Consider the following 19,659-nt stretch of genomic DNA (forward strand, 5'->3'; position numbering starts at 1 on the left):
GCGTGCGTCCCCCAGGCGCGTCGACCGCCGATAGCGCCCCCAAGAGCGTCCCCTTCAGACCCCGTGCCCCTGCGGCTTCCACCCCTTCTCGGTCGTGACCAGCACCCGCTGCCGGGCGAGGCCGCGGTCGCCGGCGATTTCGATGAGGGCGCGCGCGACGTTCGCGAAGGGGAGGGTGGGCAGGCCAGGGACCTTGGCGACCCGATCGAGGTTCTTGATCGTGGCGGCAGGGACGGCGGGGGCTTCCTTGAGGTTGACCGGGTGGACGATCGTCCAGTTCAGGCCGGTCGCGGGCAGGCTCTGCTCCGAGAGCTCCTTGTCCTTGAAGATCGCGGCGACGACCGTGCGGTAGACCAGCCGCGCGAGGAACGACGCCTTCGCCGCCGTGTCCCCGACGCCGAACGCGGAGACGAGTACGAACCGTTCGACGCCGGCGCCCTGGGCTGCGGCGGTGATGACCGGCAGGGTCCGTTGCATGAGGTCGATGGGCTTCTTCGCGCGCAGTGCGACCCCGATGGCCGAGATCACGGCGTCGCTGCCGGCGAAGGCCTTCGTCATCGCGGACCGGTCGTCGAGGGAGCCCTGCACGACGGTCAGGCCCGGCTGACGCTCCACCGCGTCGGGGTTACGGACGTAGGCCACGACCTCGTGCCCCTGGGACAGCGCCTCCTTCACGACGTGTGAGCCGATGTTGCCGGAGGCTCCCAGCACGACGATCTTCATGGTTCTTCTCCTCTGATTCCCGGCTGCACGGACGGCATCCGGAGGGCTTTCGGGGCATGCACAGGATCCAAAATGCTTCGAATTCGAAGCACCGCATCAAACTGCTTCGAATTCGAAGTACATCCTGACGGTAACATACTTCGAACTCGAAGCAAGGACGGTGGAACGTGGAGCCGACACCCCAACACGTCGCGGCGTACTTCGCCCTCATGGAGGCCGGAGCCCTGCTGCAACAACTGGTCGAGCAGCAACTGCGCCGTGACGGAGACCTCAGCTACATCCAGTTCCGCGTCCTGGCCCAGCTCGCCGAGGCGCCCGAGCAGAGCCTGCGCATGACGGATCTCGCGGACGGGGTGGTCTACAGCCGCAGCGGCCTGACCTACCAGGCCGACCGCCTCGAACAAGGCGGCCTGATCGCCCGCAGCCCCTCTCCCGACGACGAACGCTCGGTGACCGTGACCATGACCGAGGCCGGCCGGGAGGCGCTGGAGCGGGTCCTGCCCGGCCACATCGACCTCGTCGCGAAGGAGCTTTTCGGTCCACTGAAAGAACCGGACGTCACAGCCATGGCAGACGTGCTCACCCGCGTCCGCGACCACTTGCGCACCGTCCCGCGCGGTCCGGCAACCCGCCGACGCCCTGCGGCGAACTGATCCGTAGCCGCCACCCGCTCCGGCGACACCGCTCCGACCCATGACCGAATCCCTTGACAGACTTATGGCATAAGTACTCTACTGCAGCCGTCCTTACGGCATAAGTCACTGGCTTGGGACGGAGCCCCCCTTATGACCCTTCGGACTGCACGGACAACGTCGCCTCCGCAAGCGTTCTCGCCGCGGCGAACAGTGATCATCGTGGGCGCCGGGCCCGTTGGCCTCGGCGCCTCGCTGAACTCACGCGTTTCGGCGTGCCCACCATCGCGCTGGAGCGACGGACGCCGCCATCCCGGCATCCGAAGACCCGTAACTTCAACACCCGAAGGCGGCATCCGGCGCGGGGCCGCTGCAGCCGCCGCCCACCGACTACGACTCCCGGTAGCGGGTTACACCATCGGCTCTCCCGGACGGACCGACCCCGACGATCTGTTCCTGCGGCATTACGGGATCAGCCCCCAAGGAGCCGTCGTCGTTCGCCCCGACGGATACGTCGGCCGGCGACGCGGCGACCGCCACCGGCCAGGAGCTCACGGAACCGATCGAACAGATCACCGACCACGGGGATACTGACGGCCCACCATCTACGTTGCCCGGCTGATTGCTTGAATGACGCAGAGGAAGAGGCATGGACATCGACGCCAAGCGCCGCGGCCCGAGTGTGGCAGCCATGCTGCGGGGCCTTCGGACACCCAGTCTCGCCCCGTGGACACATCTGTATGAATCACCGGCACCGCTTCGGCCGGGGGCACCGCGCACCCTGTTCCTCGGCGTCTCCACGGTCCTGCTCGACGACGGCAACACCGCGTTCCTCACCGACGGGTTCTTCAGCCGTCCCGGACTACTGCGCGTCCGGTTCGGCCGGGTGCGACCGAGCCCCGCCCGTATCGCCAAGGCCCTCCGCCAGGCCGGCATCGACCGACTCGACGCCGTGTTCGTCGTCCACTCGCACTATGACCACGCCCTGGACGCCCCCGAGGTTGCCGCGGCCACCGGGGCCCGTCTCATCGGCTCCGCCTCGACCCGCAACATCGCCGCCGGGCACGGCTTTCCCGACGACCGCTTCCAACTGGCAGTCACCGGGGAGCCGTTCACGATCGGGCGCTTCACACTCACCGCGCTGCCCGCCCGGCACAGCCCGGGTGACCTTGCCCCCGGCCGTGTCGACCAGCCCCTGAAGCCACGAACCCGCGCCACCGACTACAAGACCGGCGACTGCTACACCCTCCACGTCCGCCACGGCGAACGCGAGCTCCTCGTCCACGCGAGCGCCCACAGCCTGCCCGGTGCCCTCGACGGCCGTCGCGCCGACACCGTGTACCTCGGCATCGGCGCGCTCGGCAAGCAGGACGAGGCGTTCCGGGAGGAGTACTGGGACCGGCTGGTCACCAGTACGGGAGCCCAGCGCGTGGTGCCCATCCACTGGGACGACTTCACCCGCCCCTTGGACCGGCCGCTGCGGCCCTTCCCCGCCTTCTTCGACGACTTCACGGCCACCATGACCTTTCTGACCCGCAAGGCCGAGCGAACAGGAGTCGCCCTCGCTCTACCCGTGGTGGGTCAACGGGCAGATCCCTGGCCGCCCTGACGGACGCCCAGGCGTCTCAACCGACAGGCCCGACGCGGCGGCACACCCCGTCGACGAAGACTTCCAGCGCCAACTCCATCTCGGCCTCGCGGCCGCAGACCTCCAGGTCGGCCCCCGCGGGGGCCGCAGCGGGCATCCCCCTCTCGACCAGATCCCTCTCCCAGTTGGCGACAACGCCCGCTCCCCCGTCAGCGGGACGACCTCTGCGTACGTCGGCGCCGAGCCGACCTCGCGGGCGAGGGTTCCGATCAGGAACGCGATCGTCCTGCCAGTTTGACGCCGTCCATGAGCGGCACATTTGACAGGACTTATATCGTAAGTCTAGCTTGAGTGAAGGTGGACATACGCCGTAAGTGCGATGGAAGCCTCGGATGATCCGCACGGGGCCAGGTCGTCCGCCCGGACGCGCATGACACAGACGCTCGCAGCCAGGCGTTCCCTTTCCTGCTCACCCGCCCCTCACCCACTCCAAGGACACCTCTATGAAGGTCCACCACCTCAACTGCGGCACCATGCATCCGCCCGGCGCCCGACTCGTCTGCCACGTACTGCTGATCGAGACACCGAACGGGCTAGTCCTCGTCGACTCCGGCTACGGCCTCGGTGACATAGCCGACCCGAAGCGGCGCGTCGGGCCTGCCCGCCGCTTCGTCCGGCCGGTGTTCGACGCCGACGAGACGGCCGTCCGGCAGGTGGAGAAGCTCGGGTTCCGTCGGGACGACGTCCGCCACATAGTGCTCACCCACTTCGACGCCGACCACATCGGTGGCCTCTCCGACTTCCCCGACGCCCAGGTCCACCTCACCGCGGACGAGGCGCGCGGAGCCGTCCACTCGCCCTCCTGGCGCGAGCGGATCCGTTATCAGAAACCCCAGTGGGAGCACGGCCCGAAGCTCGTCGAACACCTCCCCGACGGCGACAAGTGGCGCGGCTTCGCCGCGGCCAGGGAGCTCGGCATGATCGCTCCCGGCATCGTCCTGATCGCCCTCCCGGGCCACACCCGCGGCCACGCCGCCGTGGCGGTCGACGCCGGCTCGCGCTGGATCCTGCACGCCGGTGACTCCTTCTACCACTACGGCACCCTGGACGGTCACTCCCGCGTCCCGGCTTCCCTGAGCAGCATGGAGGCAGTGATCGCGTACGACGGGAAGAAAGTCCGCGACAACCATGCACGCCTCGCCGAGCTGCACCGGCAGGCCGACGCCGACCTCATGATCGTCAACGCGCACGACCCCGTCCTGTACGAGAAGGCGCGCGCGAGCGCGTAGCCACGAGGAGACGGGATGACGACCATGCTCGCTGTGCAACTGCACTTCCCGAGCCGTGAGTTGAGGCTGGAGGAGGTGCCGCGGCCCGTCCCCGGGCCGGGTGAGGTCCTGGTCAAGGTCGAGGCGGCGGGCGTGTGCCTGTCCGACGTCCACCTGGTCTCGGGCGGGCCCGACGGACCGCTGGGCAGGCGCACCGAGCCACTGGCCCTGGGACACGAAATGGCCGGCACCATCGCCGGACCCGGCCCTGATGTGGACGGCTGGGAGAGCGGGGACCGCATCGTGCAGCAGGCGGGCGAGCAACGCGACGGCAAGGTCCTGACCCGAGGCCTTGGCGGCCGGGTCGGGAGCTGCCCAACCCCTCAGGTCCCGGACACGACAGAGAACGATGACCGCCGACGGCACAAGCCCCGACAGCCCACAGGCACGCGCCGCCAAACTCCTGCGCCGTCCCAAGCTGTGGCTGATGCCCACGATCCTCAGCGGGCTGCTCGCCCTGCTGCTGTCGCTGCTCTACATGGGCGGCATCGTCAGCCCGCAGAGCGATCTGCACGACCTGCCGATCGCGCTGGTCAACAGCGATACCGGCAAGCCGCTGACCGGGCAGAAGCAGAACCTCGGCACCCAGATCGCCGCAGCCATCACGTCGGACACCACGAGCGACGCGGCCGACTGGCGTCAACTGAACGACCGCAAGGGCCACAAGCGCCTTACTCCGCAGCCCGCTTGAGCAATGACTTCAGGAAGCCGGGAGCCACTCCGGTCGGCTGGAGCCCCTGGGCACCAGGATCGGGGCCTGCCAGCGGGCCGGGGTGGCGGAGAAGCGGACCGGCGGTGCGAGGGTGTGCAGGTCGCCGAGCGGGGTGACCGCGTCGTACGCGACGGGCTCGCGCAGAGCGTGCTCGTCATCCCGACCCGCTTCGGTCGGGTCGACGAGACCCAGGGTCTGGTACCACATGGCCGTTCGGGTGAGGTTGACGGTCACGTGCCAACTGCCGCCCTCCGTCGCCCTCTTGTACAGGGCTGCGGTGGCGCCGAGGGCGCCCATGTAGCCGGTGATGAAGTCGTTGATCATGCCGGTGACGGGCAGACGCGGGTGCTCGGGAGTGCCTTCGAGCGTCATGAGACCGGAGGCGGCGGAGCCGTTCATGTCGAAGCCGCCGCGGTCGGCCCACGGGCCTGTCGAGCCGTAGCACGTGACCGAGACGCTGATCAGTCCCGGGTGCCGATCGGCCAACTCCCTTGGTTCCAGGCCGAGTTTCTCCAGCTTGCTGCCCCGGTGGTTGTTGACGACGACGTCCGTGTCGGCGAGCAGCATGTCCGCGAGCTTGCGACCCTCCTCCGTGGTGAGGTCGACATAGGCGCTGCGGGAGCCGATGTTGGCCTCGTCGTAGATGAAGTCGTGCTCGTAGTCGTTGGGCCGGGTCGCGCACAGCACCTCGGCCCCCTGCTCTGCGAGGGTGCGGCCGACGGTCGGGCCGGCGATGGCGTGGGTGAACGACAGCACCCGTATGCCGTCCAACGGGCGGTCCGCAGCCGGGAGTTGAAGCGACGGGGCGTCACCTATGCGCTCCAGGCCGATGACCGGCTGGGAGGCGAGGAGCTGTCCCTGCGGGTGTGCCAGCCATTCCTCGGGCGTGCGCGCCACGCACACGGGCAGCCCCGCGGCGTTCGCGGTCTCCTCCAGTTCGAAGGCGTCCCACGTGGCGAAGGCCGCGGCGACCTTCTCCTTGTCCGGCGGTACGCCCAGGAAGCGCAGCCACTTCGCGGCCAGGTGCGGGTAGACGCCGGAGGCCATGACCGTACGGCCGTCGCGGGTGCGGTAGGAGTCCAGCAGGAAGGGGTTGTCGGCGACGAGTGGGTGCGGGGGCAGGGAGCCGTTCAGGGTGGGATGCCAGAACGCGTGGGGGGTGATGCCGTGCACCGCCTGCCGCAGGTCCAGATGGAGGTCCTGGCCGGAGCCGGTGCGGTGCCGCCACAGGGCCGCGGCGCCGACCGCGCAGCCCATCACGGGGATGCCGATGGCTGCGCCGAGCCGGTGGCGGGCGGCGACGATCGGGTCCTGCCCGGCGAACGTCACCTGCCCGTCCGCGTCGGAGGAGCCGAGTCCCACGTCGGCGAGCAACGCGTCGAGTGCGGCCAGGGGATCGAAGGAGGAATCGGTCATGGGGATCAGCCTTCTCTCACGGTGGAGTGGGGTTCAGCCTGCGTAGACGTCCTCGATGTACCGGTTCTGGTCCATCAGGTTTCGCAGCCACTCCTCGGCGGCTGTCCCGTCGGCGCCGGGCGTGCGCTGGGTGTACATGCTCCGGAAGGCGTCGCGGACGCCGGGCGCCATATGGCGGCCGTCACCGCAGACGTAGACCCTGGCTCCGGCTTCCAGCAGCTGCCAGACCTCGTCGGCCTCGGTCGTGATCCGGTGCTGCACGAACCGCAGACCGTTCTCCGGTTTCTCGCTGAAGACCGGCCGCATGGAGACCACCCCCGCGGCCTCGGCGGCCCTCAGTTCCTCGGCGTGCAGGTAGTCGACGTCGGGGCCGTCACAGCCGAAGTAGCAGAGGGCCGGGGCAAGTCGGGTCCCTGCCTCGGCGAGCGTACGGCGGTCGGCGATCGCCCCGCGGAAGGGGGCGAGCCCGGTCCCCGCGGCGATCATGATCACCGGGGTGCGGTCGTCGTGCATGATGCGGAAGGCCTCGCGGCATGGCTGGAGCCGGGCCAGTACGACGTCGCCGGGCTGTACGGCGTTCAGGTGCCCGGAGCCGGTGCCCCGGTGAATTCCGCGTCCCGAGCGGGCCGGTGCCTCCAGCAGCGAGACCATCAGCTCGGCGTGGCCGGGGGCGGTGGCCGGCGAGGAGGAGACGGAGTAGGTGCGCGGGCGTATGGGCGGGAGCAGGTCGAGGACGACCGGCCAGTTGAGTGCCTCCGACAGGGCCGGGTTGTCCTCGATGACGTCGAGGAGGGTGCGCGGGTCGGCGGTCAGAGCCTGTTCGTCGTCCGCCAGGGCCACGAGCGCCCGCTGTTCGGGCGGGCACGGGTTGACGGCGGCCAGGGTGCGCAGCTGGTCGGCGGTCGGCCGGTCCTGGAGTTCGACGTGGTGGGTGAGCAACTCCCTTACGGTCAGGGGCCGATCGAGGGCGAGACCGTCGGGACGCGGGCGTGCGGACGTGATGTTGAGGACCGTTTCGAGGTCGGCGCCCAGCAGTTTGGCGGCCCGCTCGACCAGGGCGGGGGCGTTTGCGGGCAGTACGGCGAAGTGGTCAGCGGTCCGGTAGGTCTGGTCCGGCGGGAGTTCGACCCGCACGAAGCGCTTGACGCGCGGGTAGTCGGGCTCGGTCAGGCTCCTCGCCTCGGTGACGGTCATCGCGGTCATGCCGTGCCGGGCGGCCAGGGCGTCCAGCGGGCGGCCGAGCACCTCGGTCACCAGGTATCCGGAGCTCTCAGTGGAAGCTCCCACGGATGCCGGGTCGCCCGCGCAATCGAGGAGCGCGGTACGCATCCGGTCCGTGAACTGCCTTACGGCACCGGCGAGATCACCGGACGCGTCGCCCTCGGCGCGTTCCAGGAGCCGGGTGCCGCCGAGTTCGGCGAGGCGTCGGTCGATGAAGGTGGGGATGCGCTGGTAGGTGGCCGCCCAGTTGCGGTCGCCGATGCCCAGCACGGCGTAGGTGACGCCGTCCGCCGCACCCGGTTCGGCGGTCTCCAGCCACCGTACGAAAGCCGCCGCGTCGTCGGTGGGCTGCCCGTTGTAGGAGGCGGCCGCGATGATCAGGGGCCGGTCGACAGGCAGCGCGTCGGCGTACGTGTCGAGCGGCGCGACCTCGGTCTCGCAGCCCAACTCCCCTGCGGATGCTGCCAGTCGGACCGCGAAGTCACGGCAGGCGCCGTAGTTGGAACCGTGCAGCACGAGCAGGCCGGTGCCCTGCTTCACGCGCGCGGGCAGGGAGCTGTCGGCAGCCGGTGCGGAGGTGATCTCCGGAGACCGCGCAGCCCGTTCACCGGGCGTGCGCGGGATGAGGTTCAAGGTGAAGCCGTCGGGCTTGATGGTGAGCGTCTGCTTGATGGTGAGCTGATAGCGGGCGTGGTCGATCAGGCGGTAGCGGTGGGCCAGCATGCCCAGCAGCATCGTGGCCTCGTGCAGCGCGAACTGCCGCCCGATGCAGGCTCGTTCGCCGGTGCCGAACGGCTTGAACGCGTGCGGGGAGCGGGCCGCCTCCGCCTCCGGGTCGAAGCGAGAGGGGTCGAAGAGGTCCGGGTTGTCGCCCCACACCGGGTCGCGGTGGAGCATCGGGACCGACACCAGGGCGGGCTGTCCGGCCCGCATCCGGACGCCGTCGCCGATCACCGTGTCCTTCAGAGCCTGCCGCCCGAATCCGGGAGCCGCCGGCCACAGGCGCAGCGTCTCGTTGAGTACCTGGCGGGTGTAGCGCAGCCGGCCGACGTCCTCGTACGTCGGCTCCGGATCGGCCACGTCACCCCACAGCTCATCCACCTCCCGCTGCACCCGGTGCAGGACTTCGGGGTGCTGCGAGAGGAAGTACAGCGCGAAGGCGAGCGTGCCGGACGTCGTCTCATGGCCGGCGATCAGAAAGGTGATGACCTGGTTGCGGATGTTGGCCTTGTCCAGCGTGGTGCCGTCGGACGGATGCCGGGCGCTCAGCATCAGCCCCAGCAGGTCGTCGGCCTCGGGCTGCGGCACGGCCGTACGCGCGGCGATGACCTCGTCCACCACCGAGGCCAGGTAGTCGGCATCGGCGCGGAACGCCTCGTCGACCTCGCCGTAGTCCACATCGGGCTTACGGCCCGTCTTCGTCATCGCCCAGGTCAGGCACCGCACCATCGCGCCGACGAACGGATGCGGGCGGTCACTGTCGAAGGAGCCGAAGTCGAAGCCGAACCCGGCCAGGCCGATGGTGTCCAGCGTCATCCGGGTCATGTCGTCGGCCACGTCGACGGGTGTACCGGCGGCCGCACGGCGGTCCCAGGTGTCGAGCAGACGGTGGGCGACGCGCAGCATGACGGGGTGGTAGCGGCGCATCGACCCGAGGGCGAAGGCCGGCATGAGCAGGTCGTGGGCCTTGGCCCAGTTCGGCTCGTCGTTGAAGGCGGTGAACAGGCCGTCGCCCGCGAATTCGCGGACGTTCACCAGCGCCGGGCCGACGAACTTCGTGAACCGCTGCTCGTCGGCCAGTTCGGTGACCAGGTCGAGGCCACCGGCGAAGAGTACGTCGAAGCCACCGAAGCGCTGGAAGTAGGCGGGACCGTACGTTCTGGCCCGTTCCATGTTCGCCAGCACGGGCGGGCCGGCAGGGAGGGGGGAGGTGGCGAGATCGACGACGGGCAGGCCGTCGCGCATCTCGGTGTGCGGCGGAAGAATGACCTCGGTCATGTGGGGCTTCCCTCTGCGTGCAAGGCTGTTGGGGCGGCCGCCGATGCGGGCGACCTGCTTCCAGCCTCACGCCGCGCGAGCGGCGCCCGGCGTCCCGCTCCTACCAGAACTGGTAGCCGACACGCATCACCAGGGCTTGTCAGCACACCGGCCCCGCCCCCGAAGGGGCGTCACGTATGAGGGAGGACCGTATGGACTGCGGGGAGCTTCGCTGGGACAGCGCACCGGACGGCCTCCCGGCCACCCATTCCCCGGTTCCGGACAGCGCGGCGGCCGTCTTCTGGCGCAACCGCGCCACCGGCCTTTTCGACCGCATCCCGTTGCCCGCCGCATTCTGCAAGGCGGATGGCACGATCCTGCGGGCGAACCCGGCACTGGCTGCCGAATGGGGGGAGCTCGCGGGTTCGTTGCGCGGGCGCAGTGCCCTCTCCTTGTTCCACCCGGAGAGCCGTGACCAGCTCCGCTCGATCGCGGAAGCCATCCGCCTGCACCGCCGGTCGCGCTACCCGGTCGCGGTCCACTGGACCACCGAGAGCGGTGTCGAGCGGCGCGGGGACGTGAGCGTCGAGCTGGTCGACGACACCTCCACCGACGAGCCGAACCTGCTGGTCATCGTGCGCGTGACGGAGGAGGAACCGACCGAACCCGCCGTCCCTGGCGACACCTTGGAGGATACTGAGGTCCGCATCCTCGCCCTGACCGCGAACGGTGCCACCGCGGCACAGATCGCCTCGGCCGTCGGCCTCACCGCGGACGGCGTCAACTACCACCTCAAGCAGCTGTCCCACCGCTGGGGCGTGTCCGGCAAGGCGGCCCTGGTCGCCCGCGCCTACGTGGAAGGGATCCTGGCCGCTGACGCATGGCCGCCGACGCCCGCGGGCTGAGGCTCACCCGGCCGACGGCTCCGGACCCGAAGTGGGCCGGTAGATCTCGGAGTTCGCGAGCCTGGCAGCGGCCCGAGGGTCGTGGCTGGGCAGGACCACGACATCCTCCTGGCGGGCGAATTCCTTGATCTTCCGCAGACTCTCGACCGCGGCCCGCGGATCCGCGCTGAACCCGTCGGGCACCTCGGCGTCGAGCTCGGCAGCGGCCAAGGGGGCGGTCAAGTCCTTCGCGGTGCAGGTGTCGTACGACAGTGGACGCATATGGAAGCGCGTCACCGTGACCACCGACGCGAACGGCAAACGCTCCACCCCACCCCGGTGGCCGCCGTCCCCGAAATCCTGAGGACGCTGACGGCCCGCGGCTACCACTTCGTGACGGTCAGCCAGCTGCGCGCCACCCTCTGAGCCACTGCTCTGTCGTGCGCGACACCCCGTCCGAGCTGCGTTGATCAGTTGACATGCCGCACGGCCCGGCCGTCTCCCCCAGGCCGTACAACCTCGCCCAGGATGTGCCGACCACCTCCAGAACCCTGGTCGTGGGCACTTGTCCCGATGCGTACGACGCCCTTGCCAGGCCGGCCGGCCGGTCCCTCACCGGGATCCCGCTCGGCGAGGGGCGACTCAGGCGTCCGGTGCGGCGGGAAGCAGGGTGGCGGCCCCGGCCCGCAGGAATGCCATGGCCCCGTCGATGTCGGCGTTCTCCGGGTCATGGCACAGCTCGCTGACGATGGCTGCCGCGGTGGTGGCCACCATGCGCGGGCCGAAGGCGTCCGGTGCGCTGCCACTCTCTGCGGCGAACAGGCGCGCACCTTCCTGTACGACTTCCGCAAGGCGTCCATTACTGACCGCTTTGAGCTGCGGATTCAGCTCAAACATGCGCTCGGACAGGTCGTCGAGGTCACTGCGATTGGCGATCTCCTCGCGCAGCCAGTGCTCGAGCGCGTCCATCGTCAGCCAGCCCTCCCGCCGCTCCCGCAGGGCGGTTCCGAGGCGTTCCGCGAGCGCCTCGGAACGGGCCAGCGCCAGCTCCAGCTTGGACGGGAAGTACAGCGTGACCGTGCGCGGGGAGACCTCCGCCGCCTCGGCGATGTCGGCGATCGTCGTCGCGTCGAACCCGCGCTCGGCGAAAAGTTGATACGCGGACCGGAGGATCGCGTCCCGCCGCCGCGCCTTGCTTCGCTCCCGGAGGCCGTCCCGTGGCCCATCAGTCACCATGCACAGACTTTACCATGCAAGGTGAATTTACCGTCGACTGTAATTATGCCTTAGGGTGCAGACAGCTGGGGTCCCTCATGGGCGCCCACCGCACCCAGGGGATCCATGCGATCCACGGGTTCCACGGACATCGGAAGACGAAGGGAAGGCGGACATGGCGTCTCGCCTCTACGCATGGGCGCGGCTGGCGGTGACCCGCCGCGGTCGCGTCATCAGCGTCTGGCTGCTGCTGCTCGCCGCGATCGGCGGCCTCGGCATCACCATCCACGGCAAGGTGGCCTCGGACTTCACCGTCCCGGGCATCGAGTCCCAGAAGGCCCAGGACCTGCTGGAAGAGAAGTTCCCGGACGCTGCGGGCGGTGTGATCCGCGTCGTGTACGCGGCACCGAAGGGCAGCACCCTGACCGAGGCGAAGACCGAGGCGGCCATCGAGACCGGGCTGGGGAAGGCCGCCAAGATCTCCGGGGTCGTACAGGTAAGCGACCCGTTCAAGACCAGGACGATGGCCGCCGACAAACGGATCGGCTATGCCGACGTCCGTTTCCGGCAGGCCGCCGCCGACGTCACCCAGCAGGCAAAGGACTCCCTGAGCAGCGCCATGACTCAGGCGCGGAAGGCCGGTCTGGAGGTCGAGTACGGCGGAACGGCCATGAAGCCCCAGACCAAGGTCGGCGGGCCGGCCGAACTCGTCGGCGTGGTGATCGCCCTCGTCATCCTGGCCCTCACCCTCGGCTCGCTGGTGGCGGCCGGGCTGCCGCTGTTGACCGCCGTGGTGGGCGTGGCCATCGGTGTGCTGGGCGTGAAGTTCATCTCGACGTGGGTGGAGATCACCGGCACGTCCACCGTGCTGGCGCTGATGATCGGTCTCGCGGTGGGCATCGACTACGCCCTGTTCATCATCTCCCGCCACCGTGAACAGCTCGCCGATCCCGACATGGACGCCGAGGAGTCCATCGCCCGGGCCGTGGCGACGGCGGGCAGTGCGGTCGTGTTCGCCGGCGCGACGGTCATCATCGCCCTGGCGGCACTGTCCGCCACCGGCATCCCGTTCCTGGCCGTGATGGGCCTGTCGGCCGCCGCCACGGTGCTGATCGCCGTCCTCATCGCGATCAGCCTGGTGCCTGCCGTACTCGGCTTGTTCGGCGACCGGCTCCGTCCCCGCGCCAAGAAGCCCCGCCCCGGCCGCCGCGAACGCGTCCCCGGCGCCTGGGGCCTGGCCTGGGCCCGGACGGTCACCCGCAGGCCCCTGATCGTCCTGCTGGTGGGTGTGGTCGCCCTGCTCGCGCTCGCCCTGCCCGCCCGCAACCTGCGCCTCGGGCTGCCCAGTTACGCCTCGAACCCCACCTCCAGCACCCAGCACAAGAGCTACGACCTGCTGTCGAAGGGCTTCGGACCGGGCTTCAACGCCACCCTCGTCGCCGTCGTCGAGACGAAGGGCATACCCGCCGGGGACGTCACGACCACCGTCTCCAGCCTTCGTACGTCACTGGCGAAGGACTCCGACGTGGCGGCCGTCTCCCAGCCGGTCCCCAACGCCGACAAGAGCCTGTTCGTCATGGCCGTCGTACCGAAGACCGGGCCCGATGCCCAGGCCACCACCGATATGGTCAGCCGCCTGCGCGACAACGCCCCATCCATCGCCAAGGCCGGCGGCACGCTCTACATCGCCGGTCAGACCGCGGCGGCCATCGACGTCGCACACAAGCTGTCCGGCGCCCTGCCCGGCTTCGTCGCGATCATCGTGATCCTGGCCCTGCTCCTGCTCACCCTGGCGTTCCGTTCGCTGCTGGTCCCGGTCAAGGCGGCCCTTGGATTCCTGCTCTCCGTCGCGGCGGCGCTGGGCGCCACGGTCTGGGTCTTCCAGTACGGCCACCTCAACGGCCCGCTCGCCATCCCCTCAGCAGCGCCGGTCACCAGCTTCCTTCCCGTCCTGCTGATCGGCGTCCTGTTCGGACTCGCCATGGACTACGAGGTCTTCCTCGTCAGTCGTATGCGCGAACACCACGAGAACACCCTGGACCCGCAACAGGCCGTGGTGCACGGCGTCGCCCGCAGCGGACGCGTCGTGAGCGCCGCCGCGCTCATCATGGCCGCGGTGTTCGCCGGGTTCATCTTCAACGAGGACCCCGTCATCAAGTCCATCGGCTTCGCGCTCGCCATCGGCGTCCTCGTCGACGCCTTCGTCGTCCGGATGACTCTCGTTCCCGCCGCGATGGCCCTGCTCGGCCGCCGCGCCTGGAGCCTGCCGCGATGGCTCGACCGCGCCCTGCCCGATGTGGACATCGAGGGCGCCAATCTGCCCGACCACACCGCGAAGAAGAACACCGAGCGGACTGAGGTGCCGGTGGGGTAAGACCCCTGCCGCCGGCCTCGAATGCAGCCGGCGGCGCCTACGCCGCCGGGAGCCGCAGCCGTTCGGACGCGACTCCCGGCGCGGCAGGCGCCTAGGAGTCACACAGTGCTTCCACCCGCCGGCGGACCGCGTCGAGCAGGAGCTCCAGGCCGAACTCCATCTCCACCTCGTGATCGCATACGGCCAGTTCGGTGGCCGCGGCGGCCACCGCGGGCAGCCCGCTGTCGACGAGTTCCTGCTCGCGCATGGCGATCACGCCCGGGATGGCGCCGGCGTACGTCGGCGCGGACCCCACCTCTCGCGAGAGCGTCCCGATCAGGAAGGCGATGAAGGCCCGCAGGACATGCACGGCGGCAGCGCCTTCCAGTCCGGCGCGGTTCAGGAAACGCAGCGCGGCCTCCACCACCGGCATGGCGGCGGGGGCGTTCAGGCGCCGGGTCAGCACCAGGGACGAGGAACGGGGGTACTCCAGGGCGGCGGTACGGAAGGAGCGAGCGAGAGCACGCAGTCCTTCCTCCCACGAGATGTCGTCGCCCTCGGGGATACGGATCCCGCTGAGGATCACGTCCGCCATGGCGTCCAGCACGTCGGCCTTGTCGTCGACGTGGTTGTAGAGCGACATGGTGCGCACGCCCACCGCCGCCGCGATCTTGTGGAGCGACAGCTTGTCCATCCCCTCCGTCTCGGCCACCACCAGGGCTTTACGCACGATCTCCTCCCTGGTCAGCGGCCCACGGCGGGTCATCCTCTGCGCCATCGCCCATCCCCTCCGATCAGCGGCGTGTTCTTGCGCCCGTCATCAACTTATCTCATAAGTTTCAAGCTCTGTGAGGGATAGTGGCAGGTCGCGGCTTCGAAGGAAGCGAGAATCGCCGCCCGCGTCTGCGCCAGTACGGCGGTTCGGGCATCGAGGCCGTCACATCGAAGGGCGACCGCGACACCTTGTACGAGGAAGCGCGTCGCGAGCTCGCCGGAGACGGGCTCGGGTGGGCGTGGTGAGGAATCGGGAACCAGCACGAGCGTCAGCCGGGACGCGAGGGACTGAAACAGCGCGTTGGGCTCGCCGCCGACCCCTGCCCCGCGCAGAAGGGGCAACAGGGCCGGACGGCTCTGCGCGAGGGTCATCACCGGACGGAGCACTCCGTCCACGGCACAGGCGGTCGCCGCGCCGGTTCTCCCGTCCAGGACCCGGGGAGCGACCGCGGTCCGCGAACGCAGTTCTTCCGCGAATCGCTGCAGGAGTCCGTCAAAAACGGCCCGTTTGTGCGGGAAGTACTGGTAGAGCGTGCCCGGCGAGGCACCCGCCTGTCTCGCGATGGCGTTCATTCCGACGGCGTCCACGCCGAAGGCCGCGATGAGTTCCTCGGCTGCGTCCAGTATCTGCCCGGCGCGGCGCAGGCCACGCTGCTGCCGCCTTCTGCCCCCTGCGGTTCGTGCATCCACGGCGGCGCCGACGGACATGTTCACGAGCGCTCCCCCCTCGGCCCTCCGTCGTACGGCACCCCGACCCGCACCGCCAGCCCGGCGATGAGCAGTTCGATGCCGTGCTCGAACTCGGCACGGTGGTCGCTCACCGCAAGGTAGGGGGCGGCAGCGGACAGGAGCGGATCCCCGACCGCCACCATCTCTTCGACCCGTCGACGGACCTGGTCCGGTTCAACCGCGCCGACGGTGATGGCCGAGCCGAGTTCCCTCATGATCATGCCGACGGTGAATCCGGCGAAGCTCCGCACCACGTGCACGAGTTCCTGGGGCGGGAGGCCGAGTTCGGGAAAGCCCGCGAGTGCGCAGCGGATGCTCTCGAGGGCGGCCGGCGACTGTGTCGGCCGGGTGAGCACCAGAGTGAACGCCTTGGGGTGCAGCAGAGCTGCCGCACGGAAGGCGGCGGCATACGCCCGAGCCCGCTCCTGCCAGGTCCCCGCATCGGAGCCGCTCAGGTCGACCCCGCCCAGCAGTGTCTCCGCCACGCCGTCCAGCAGGGCGTCCTTGCCAGGCACGTGGTTGTAGAGCGACATCACTTCGACTCCCAGCTCACCCGCGAGCCTCCGCAAGGAGAAGGAGTCCGGGCCGTCCCGGTCGATCGCCGCCAGGGCGGCTTCGACGACCTTCTCCCGTGTCAGGCCGAGCCGCCTGCCCCGGCCGGTGCCTCGAACCTTCATCAGCCGCCCTTCCCACCCTTGACATGACTTATTGCGTAAGTCTAGCTTGAGGAAACGATGTACATACACCGTAAGTTTTACAGAATCCTTTCCACGTCGTAAACGTCGTATCGGAGAACCACTGATGACCAGCACCATGCGGGCGCTCATGGGCGGCGCCGGACCCGAGTGGGAAGTCCGGGACATCGATGTACCAAAACCTGGGCCGGGACAGATCCGCGTCCGTGTCCGGGCCGCGGCCGTCAACCGGGCGGACCTGTACATGCTGCAGGGCACCTACAACCCCAGGGCGAAGACCAGCGACTTGTTCATCGCCGGCCTGGAGTTCGCGGGCGAGGTCGACGCAATCGGCGACGACGTGCGCCGCTGGGCTGTCGGTGACCGGGTCATGGGAGTGACCCTGGGGGCCTTCGCCTCCTACACCCTGGTCGACCACCGGCATGTGATCTCGGTACCGGAGTCCCTGTCGTGGACCGACGCCGCCGCCCTGCCCGTGGCGCTGGCGACCGAGCACGACGCCCTCGCCCAGGGCGGATTCGGCCTGAAGCAGAGCGTCCTCATCGTCGGCGCCACCTCCTCGGTCGGCCTGATCGGCGTCCAGCTGGCCAAGGCCCTCGGCGCGTCCCAAGTCATCGCGACCACCACCTCCGACAGCAAGGTCGACGCCCTGAAGTCCATCGGCGCGGACGTCGTCGTCAACACGTCGTCCGAGAACCTCGCCGAGGCCGTGGCCGCAGCCACCGGCGGCGCCGGGGCGGATCTCACCCTCGACCACGTGGGCGGACAGCTCTTCGCCGACACCTTCCTGGCCACACGTGTCGGCGGAACCGTGGTCAACGTCGGGCGGCTCGCGGGCGCCGAATCCACCATCGACCTCAACCAGCTGTCATTCCGTCGGCTCCGCGTTCTCGGCACCACCTTCAGCGTGCGCACTCCCGACGAACTCGCCGATGCCTGCGCCGCCCTCGGCGCTGATGTCGTACCGGCCATGGAGGAAGGGCGCGTCCGTGCCGTCGTCGACCGCGTCTTCGCCTTCGACGACGCCAAGGTGGCTGCGGATCACATGCGTTCCAACACGGCCACCGGAAAGATCGTGCTGGAGATGCCGGCGTCCTGACACCCCCGTCCACACCCATCCTCACGGCCCGTCCTCAAGGAAGAGAGAACCGCACCATGAGCCGCATCTTCGGGCAGATCGCCCAGATCGGATACGTCGTCCGCGACCTGCACGCCGCCATGGACTTCTGGGTCGCCCAGGGCGTCGGCCCGTGGTTCTACCAGGAGCCGGTGCAGACGGACTGGTTCAAGTACCGGGGTGCCGACTCCGGCATGCAGATGGCCGCAGCAGTCGCCAACTCCGGTGACGTACAGATCGAGTTGATCCAGCCGCTCAACGACGAGCCGTCCCTCTACAAGGACTTCCTGGACGCCGGGCACGAGGGCGCGCAGCACGTCGCCTACTGGACGAAGGACTACCAGGAGCTCTACGACCGCGCCCTGTCTCTCGGCTACACCGTCGCCCAGGAGGGCGCGATCCAGGGCGGCCGCTTCGCCTACCTCGACACCGAGACGCACCCCGGCACGGTCATCGAGATCTCCGACATCGGCGGCGCCAAGGGCGAACTCTTCGCCGCGCTACGGGAGATGGCGGCCGCATGGGACGGCACCAACCCCATCAACAAGGTCGGCTGAAACCGCAGCACGCAAGAAACGAAGGAGAAGACCGAAGACCATGGAATACCCCGACCTGACCGAACTCCCCGCCGACCTGCAGAAGATCGCCGCCGAGCGGTCCAACGTCAACATCTACCGCATGGTGTTCCACTCCCCGGCCCTGGCTCCCGCCTTCCTGCAGATGGCCGACGCGATCTTCCAGGGTGCCCTCCCGCATCCCCTGCGCGAACTCGCCATCCTCCGGGTCGGACACGTCTACAAGGCGCCGTACGAGATCCACCACCACGAGAACATCGGCCGCCTCCTCGGACTCGATGAGGCCGGCATCGCCGCCGCGGGTGCCTGTTCGGCCGAGGGACTGACGGAGGAGCAGACGGCGATCCTCTCCCTGACCGACCGGTTGCTGGTGCAGCACACCCTGACCGAGTCCGACCGCGCCGAGGCGCTCGCGTTCCTCACCGCCGGGCAGCTCTCCGACCTGGTCCTCACGGTCGGCTTCTACCAACTGGTCTGCAACTTCCTCAACACCTTCGGCGTGACGACCGAGGGCGAGAAGGCCCCCTACTGAACCCGGCTGACACTTCTCCAAGCCCCCGCTCACATCGTCCAGGAGGATCGATGAAGCTCGCCTGGCAGGACTCCGACGTCCTCGACATGCCCACCCTGGGCACCCGCGTCACCGCCTTCGACGGCCTCACCGAGGTGCCCGGCGGCTACGGCGCCAAACTCGCGTGGGCCCGCAATCAGGCCAAGGTCTTCCGCAGCGAGTTCACGGCGACCGGTACGCCGGACAGCGTCGCGACCTGCGACCTCATCACGCTGCCGTATCCGACCAAGTTCGGCCTGTTCCGGGCCAGTCGGGCGATCGCCCCGTTCCTGTCGATCACCAACCGCATGCTGGTGGTGCGGTGGACGGAGAGCGACGGACGCAGGCGGGTGCTGCTCTTCGAGCCCAGCGACCACGAACTGGGCCAGAACACGCCGTACTTCGCCGCGCTGATCCGCCGCACCCCAAAGCCGCTGCAGTCCCTGTTGACCACCGAACACGGCACGGTCCTGGGCCACTTGGCCCGCCTCGGCATCAAGCCGGAGGACGTCGACTACCTTCTCTTCGATCACCTGCACACCCAAGACCTGCGCCGCTGGGTGGGCACCGTCCGCCCGCAGGCGGACCTCGGCGGCGACGTGCAACCCGCGTTCCCCAACGCCAAGGTCATCGTGCAGCGCCACGAGCTGATGGCCATGTCTCAGCTGCACCCGCTGCAGCAGCCCTGGTACCAGCCGGAGACGTATCAGGACGTGCGGCCGGACGCGTTCCTCGCCGTCGACGGTTCACTGATCCTCGGCCCGGGCGTCGCGGTGGTCGAGACCCCGGGGCACGTCCTGGGCAACCAGACCCTTGTCCTCAACACCTCCACCGGCATCTGGGCCAGCAGCGAAAACGTCATCGCCGCCGAATGCCTGACCCCCGAGCACTCGAAGATGCCGGGCATCGCCCGCTGGGCCCGAACCTGGCAGCAGGAGGTCGTCTTGAACGCCAACACCATCGAAACGACCGTGGACCAGTACAACTCGCTGGTCATCGAAAAGACCCTGGTCGACCGCTCCCAAACCGACCCCCGCTTCCTGCAGTTCTTCCCGTCCAGCGAACTGACCGCATCCTGGGCCAACCCGGGAACGTCGCCCACCTTCACTCACAAGGCGATCGCGCACTCATGAGGGGGTGAGCCACCCCCCAATCGGTTCGGTGGCCAAG

The 19,659-nt window shown here is 69.2% G+C and carries 19 protein-coding genes and 1 pseudogene; 12 read left to right on the plus strand and 8 right to left on the minus strand.

What is annotated here, in order from left to right; all coding sequences use genetic code 11:
- Positions 1 to 54: 54 nt before the first annotated feature.
- Positions 55 to 723, minus strand: a complete 669-nt coding sequence (locus tag P2Q00_RS30430) for an NAD(P)-dependent oxidoreductase (RefSeq protein ID WP_275776402.1) — start codon at positions 721 to 723, stop codon at positions 55 to 57.
- 167 nt (positions 724 to 890) lie between these two features.
- On the opposite strand from P2Q00_RS30430, the gene P2Q00_RS30435 reads away from it, so the two are divergent.
- The 5 genes and pseudogenes from P2Q00_RS30435 (at position 891) to P2Q00_RS30455 (ending at position 4,962) form a co-directional block, all read left to right on the plus strand.
- A complete protein-coding gene (locus tag P2Q00_RS30435; RefSeq protein ID WP_275776404.1) occupies positions 891 to 1,376 on the plus strand; it encodes a MarR family winged helix-turn-helix transcriptional regulator in 486 nt (161 codons plus the stop codon).
- A gap of 628 nt (positions 1,377 to 2,004) precedes the next feature.
- Positions 2,005 to 2,964, plus strand: coding sequence for an MBL fold metallo-hydrolase (locus tag P2Q00_RS30440; RefSeq protein WP_275776405.1), 960 nt, complete (start codon positions 2,005 to 2,007; stop codon positions 2,962 to 2,964).
- A 482-nt stretch (positions 2,965 to 3,446) separates the two neighbouring features.
- Entirely contained in the window at positions 3,447 to 4,232 is a 786-nt protein-coding gene (locus P2Q00_RS30445; RefSeq protein ID WP_275776406.1) for an MBL fold metallo-hydrolase, read from the plus strand.
- Between the two features lie 24 nt (positions 4,233 to 4,256).
- A pseudogene (locus P2Q00_RS30450) lies at positions 4,257 to 4,523 on the plus strand (alcohol dehydrogenase catalytic domain-containing protein); the annotation flags it as partial.
- 97 nt (positions 4,524 to 4,620) lie between these two features.
- A complete protein-coding gene (locus P2Q00_RS30455; RefSeq protein WP_425579636.1) occupies positions 4,621 to 4,962 on the plus strand; it encodes a YhgE/Pip domain-containing protein in 342 nt (113 codons plus the stop codon).
- A gap of 9 nt (positions 4,963 to 4,971) precedes the next feature.
- On the opposite strand, the gene P2Q00_RS30460 is transcribed toward P2Q00_RS30455, so the two are convergent.
- Positions 4,972 to 6,399 (minus strand): CoA transferase, encoded by a 1,428-nt coding sequence (locus tag P2Q00_RS30460; protein ID WP_275776407.1) that lies wholly within the window; start codon positions 6,397 to 6,399, stop codon positions 4,972 to 4,974.
- A gap of 33 nt (positions 6,400 to 6,432) precedes the next feature.
- Positions 6,433 to 9,618 (minus strand): cytochrome P450, encoded by a 3,186-nt coding sequence (locus P2Q00_RS30465; protein ID WP_275776409.1) that lies wholly within the window; start codon positions 9,616 to 9,618, stop codon positions 6,433 to 6,435.
- 176 nt (positions 9,619 to 9,794) lie between these two features.
- Here P2Q00_RS30465 and P2Q00_RS30470 point away from each other — a divergent pair, with 176 nt between their 5' ends.
- Positions 9,795 to 10,502: a helix-turn-helix transcriptional regulator gene (locus P2Q00_RS30470; protein WP_275776411.1), complete on the plus strand. Its 708-nt coding sequence runs from the start codon at positions 9,795 to 9,797 to the stop codon at positions 10,500 to 10,502.
- Positions 10,503 to 10,505: 3 nt separating this feature from the next.
- Here P2Q00_RS30470 and P2Q00_RS30475 read toward each other — a convergent pair whose 3' ends face one another.
- Positions 10,506 to 10,763 (minus strand): hypothetical protein, encoded by a 258-nt coding sequence (locus P2Q00_RS30475; RefSeq protein WP_275776413.1) that lies wholly within the window; start codon positions 10,761 to 10,763, stop codon positions 10,506 to 10,508.
- Between P2Q00_RS30475 and P2Q00_RS30480 the strand changes: the two genes are divergently transcribed.
- Positions 10,764 to 10,907 carry a hypothetical protein gene (locus tag P2Q00_RS30480; protein WP_275776414.1) on the plus strand — a complete coding sequence of 48 codons (144 nt, stop codon included), beginning with the start codon at positions 10,764 to 10,766 and terminating at the stop codon, positions 10,905 to 10,907.
- A gap of 216 nt (positions 10,908 to 11,123) precedes the next feature.
- Here the strand turns inward: P2Q00_RS30480 and P2Q00_RS30485 are convergent, their stop codons facing one another.
- Complete coding sequence (locus P2Q00_RS30485; RefSeq protein ID WP_275776415.1) at positions 11,124 to 11,717, minus strand: TetR/AcrR family transcriptional regulator; 594 nt, start codon at positions 11,715 to 11,717, stop codon at positions 11,124 to 11,126.
- Between the two features lie 154 nt (positions 11,718 to 11,871).
- Here P2Q00_RS30485 and P2Q00_RS30490 point away from each other — a divergent pair, with 154 nt between their 5' ends.
- Positions 11,872 to 14,070: an MMPL family transporter gene (locus P2Q00_RS30490; protein ID WP_275776417.1), complete on the plus strand. Its 2,199-nt coding sequence runs from the start codon at positions 11,872 to 11,874 to the stop codon at positions 14,068 to 14,070.
- Positions 14,071 to 14,161: 91 nt separating this feature from the next.
- Here the strand turns inward: P2Q00_RS30490 and P2Q00_RS30495 are convergent, their stop codons facing one another.
- The 3 genes from P2Q00_RS30495 to P2Q00_RS30505 all read right to left on the minus strand — a co-directional run bounded on the left by P2Q00_RS30495 (position 14,162) and on the right by P2Q00_RS30505 (position 16,229).
- The gene (locus P2Q00_RS30495; protein ID WP_275776418.1) at positions 14,162 to 14,779 is read right to left on the minus strand and encodes a TetR/AcrR family transcriptional regulator C-terminal domain-containing protein; all 618 of its coding nucleotides are present in this window, start codon (positions 14,777 to 14,779) and stop codon (positions 14,162 to 14,164) included.
- A gap of 95 nt (positions 14,780 to 14,874) precedes the next feature.
- Positions 14,875 to 15,531: a TetR/AcrR family transcriptional regulator gene (locus tag P2Q00_RS30500; protein ID WP_275776502.1), complete on the minus strand. Its 657-nt coding sequence runs from the start codon at positions 15,529 to 15,531 to the stop codon at positions 14,875 to 14,877.
- A 2-nt stretch (positions 15,532 to 15,533) separates the two neighbouring features.
- A complete protein-coding gene (locus P2Q00_RS30505; protein WP_275776419.1) occupies positions 15,534 to 16,229 on the minus strand; it encodes a TetR/AcrR family transcriptional regulator C-terminal domain-containing protein in 696 nt (231 codons plus the stop codon).
- A gap of 124 nt (positions 16,230 to 16,353) precedes the next feature.
- Between P2Q00_RS30505 and P2Q00_RS30510 the strand changes: the two genes are divergently transcribed.
- From P2Q00_RS30510 to P2Q00_RS30525, 4 genes are read left to right on the plus strand one after another with little or no spacing between them, the layout of a single operon-like run.
- Positions 16,354 to 17,346, plus strand: a complete 993-nt coding sequence (locus P2Q00_RS30510; protein WP_275776420.1) for a quinone oxidoreductase family protein — start codon at positions 16,354 to 16,356, stop codon at positions 17,344 to 17,346.
- 56 nt (positions 17,347 to 17,402) lie between these two features.
- Positions 17,403 to 17,921 carry a VOC family protein gene (locus tag P2Q00_RS30515; RefSeq protein ID WP_275776421.1) on the plus strand — a complete coding sequence of 173 codons (519 nt, stop codon included), beginning with the start codon at positions 17,403 to 17,405 and terminating at the stop codon, positions 17,919 to 17,921.
- A gap of 40 nt (positions 17,922 to 17,961) precedes the next feature.
- Positions 17,962 to 18,471: a carboxymuconolactone decarboxylase family protein gene (locus tag P2Q00_RS30520; protein ID WP_275776422.1), complete on the plus strand. Its 510-nt coding sequence runs from the start codon at positions 17,962 to 17,964 to the stop codon at positions 18,469 to 18,471.
- 50 nt (positions 18,472 to 18,521) lie between these two features.
- Complete coding sequence (locus P2Q00_RS30525) at positions 18,522 to 19,622, plus strand: MBL fold metallo-hydrolase (RefSeq protein ID WP_275776424.1); 1,101 nt, start codon at positions 18,522 to 18,524, stop codon at positions 19,620 to 19,622.
- The last annotated feature ends 37 nt before the right edge of the window (positions 19,623 to 19,659 follow it).

The sequence above is a fragment of the Streptomyces coacervatus genome, from assembly GCF_029223485.1.
In the GTDB taxonomy this organism is placed as follows: domain Bacteria; phylum Actinomycetota; class Actinomycetes; order Streptomycetales; family Streptomycetaceae; genus Streptomyces; species Streptomyces coacervatus.

Bases quoted from the DNA above. Each gene is read 5' to 3' on its own strand.
- P2Q00_RS30430 (WP_275776402.1), bottom strand. From the start codon at position 723: ATGAAGATCGTCGTGCTGGGAGCCTCCGGCAACATCGGCTCACACGTC.
- P2Q00_RS30440 (WP_275776405.1), top strand. From the start codon at position 2,005: ATGGACATCGACGCCAAGCGCCGCGGCCCGAGTGTGGCAGCCATGCTG.
- P2Q00_RS30445 (WP_275776406.1), top strand. From the start codon at position 3,447: ATGAAGGTCCACCACCTCAACTGCGGCACCATGCATCCGCCCGGCGCC.
- P2Q00_RS30455 (WP_425579636.1), top strand. From the start codon at position 4,621: ATGACCGCCGACGGCACAAGCCCCGACAGCCCACAGGCACGCGCCGCC.
- P2Q00_RS30460 (WP_275776407.1), bottom strand. From the start codon at position 6,399: ATGACCGATTCCTCCTTCGATCCCCTGGCCGCACTCGACGCGTTGCTC.
- P2Q00_RS30465 (WP_275776409.1), bottom strand. From the start codon at position 9,618: ATGACCGAGGTCATTCTTCCGCCGCACACCGAGATGCGCGACGGCCTG.
- P2Q00_RS30470 (WP_275776411.1), top strand. From the start codon at position 9,795: ATGAGGGAGGACCGTATGGACTGCGGGGAGCTTCGCTGGGACAGCGCA.
- P2Q00_RS30475 (WP_275776413.1), bottom strand. From the start codon at position 10,763: ATGCGTCCACTGTCGTACGACACCTGCACCGCGAAGGACTTGACCGCC.
- P2Q00_RS30480 (WP_275776414.1), top strand. From the start codon at position 10,764: ATGGAAGCGCGTCACCGTGACCACCGACGCGAACGGCAAACGCTCCAC.
- P2Q00_RS30485 (WP_275776415.1), bottom strand. From the start codon at position 11,717: ATGGTGACTGATGGGCCACGGGACGGCCTCCGGGAGCGAAGCAAGGCG.
- P2Q00_RS30490 (WP_275776417.1), top strand. From the start codon at position 11,872: ATGGCGTCTCGCCTCTACGCATGGGCGCGGCTGGCGGTGACCCGCCGC.
- P2Q00_RS30500 (WP_275776502.1), bottom strand. From the start codon at position 15,531: ATGTCCGTCGGCGCCGCCGTGGATGCACGAACCGCAGGGGGCAGAAGG.
- P2Q00_RS30505 (WP_275776419.1), bottom strand. From the start codon at position 16,229: ATGAAGGTTCGAGGCACCGGCCGGGGCAGGCGGCTCGGCCTGACACGG.
- P2Q00_RS30510 (WP_275776420.1), top strand. From the start codon at position 16,354: ATGACCAGCACCATGCGGGCGCTCATGGGCGGCGCCGGACCCGAGTGG.
- P2Q00_RS30515 (WP_275776421.1), top strand. From the start codon at position 17,403: ATGAGCCGCATCTTCGGGCAGATCGCCCAGATCGGATACGTCGTCCGC.
- P2Q00_RS30520 (WP_275776422.1), top strand. From the start codon at position 17,962: ATGGAATACCCCGACCTGACCGAACTCCCCGCCGACCTGCAGAAGATC.
- P2Q00_RS30525 (WP_275776424.1), top strand. From the start codon at position 18,522: ATGAAGCTCGCCTGGCAGGACTCCGACGTCCTCGACATGCCCACCCTG.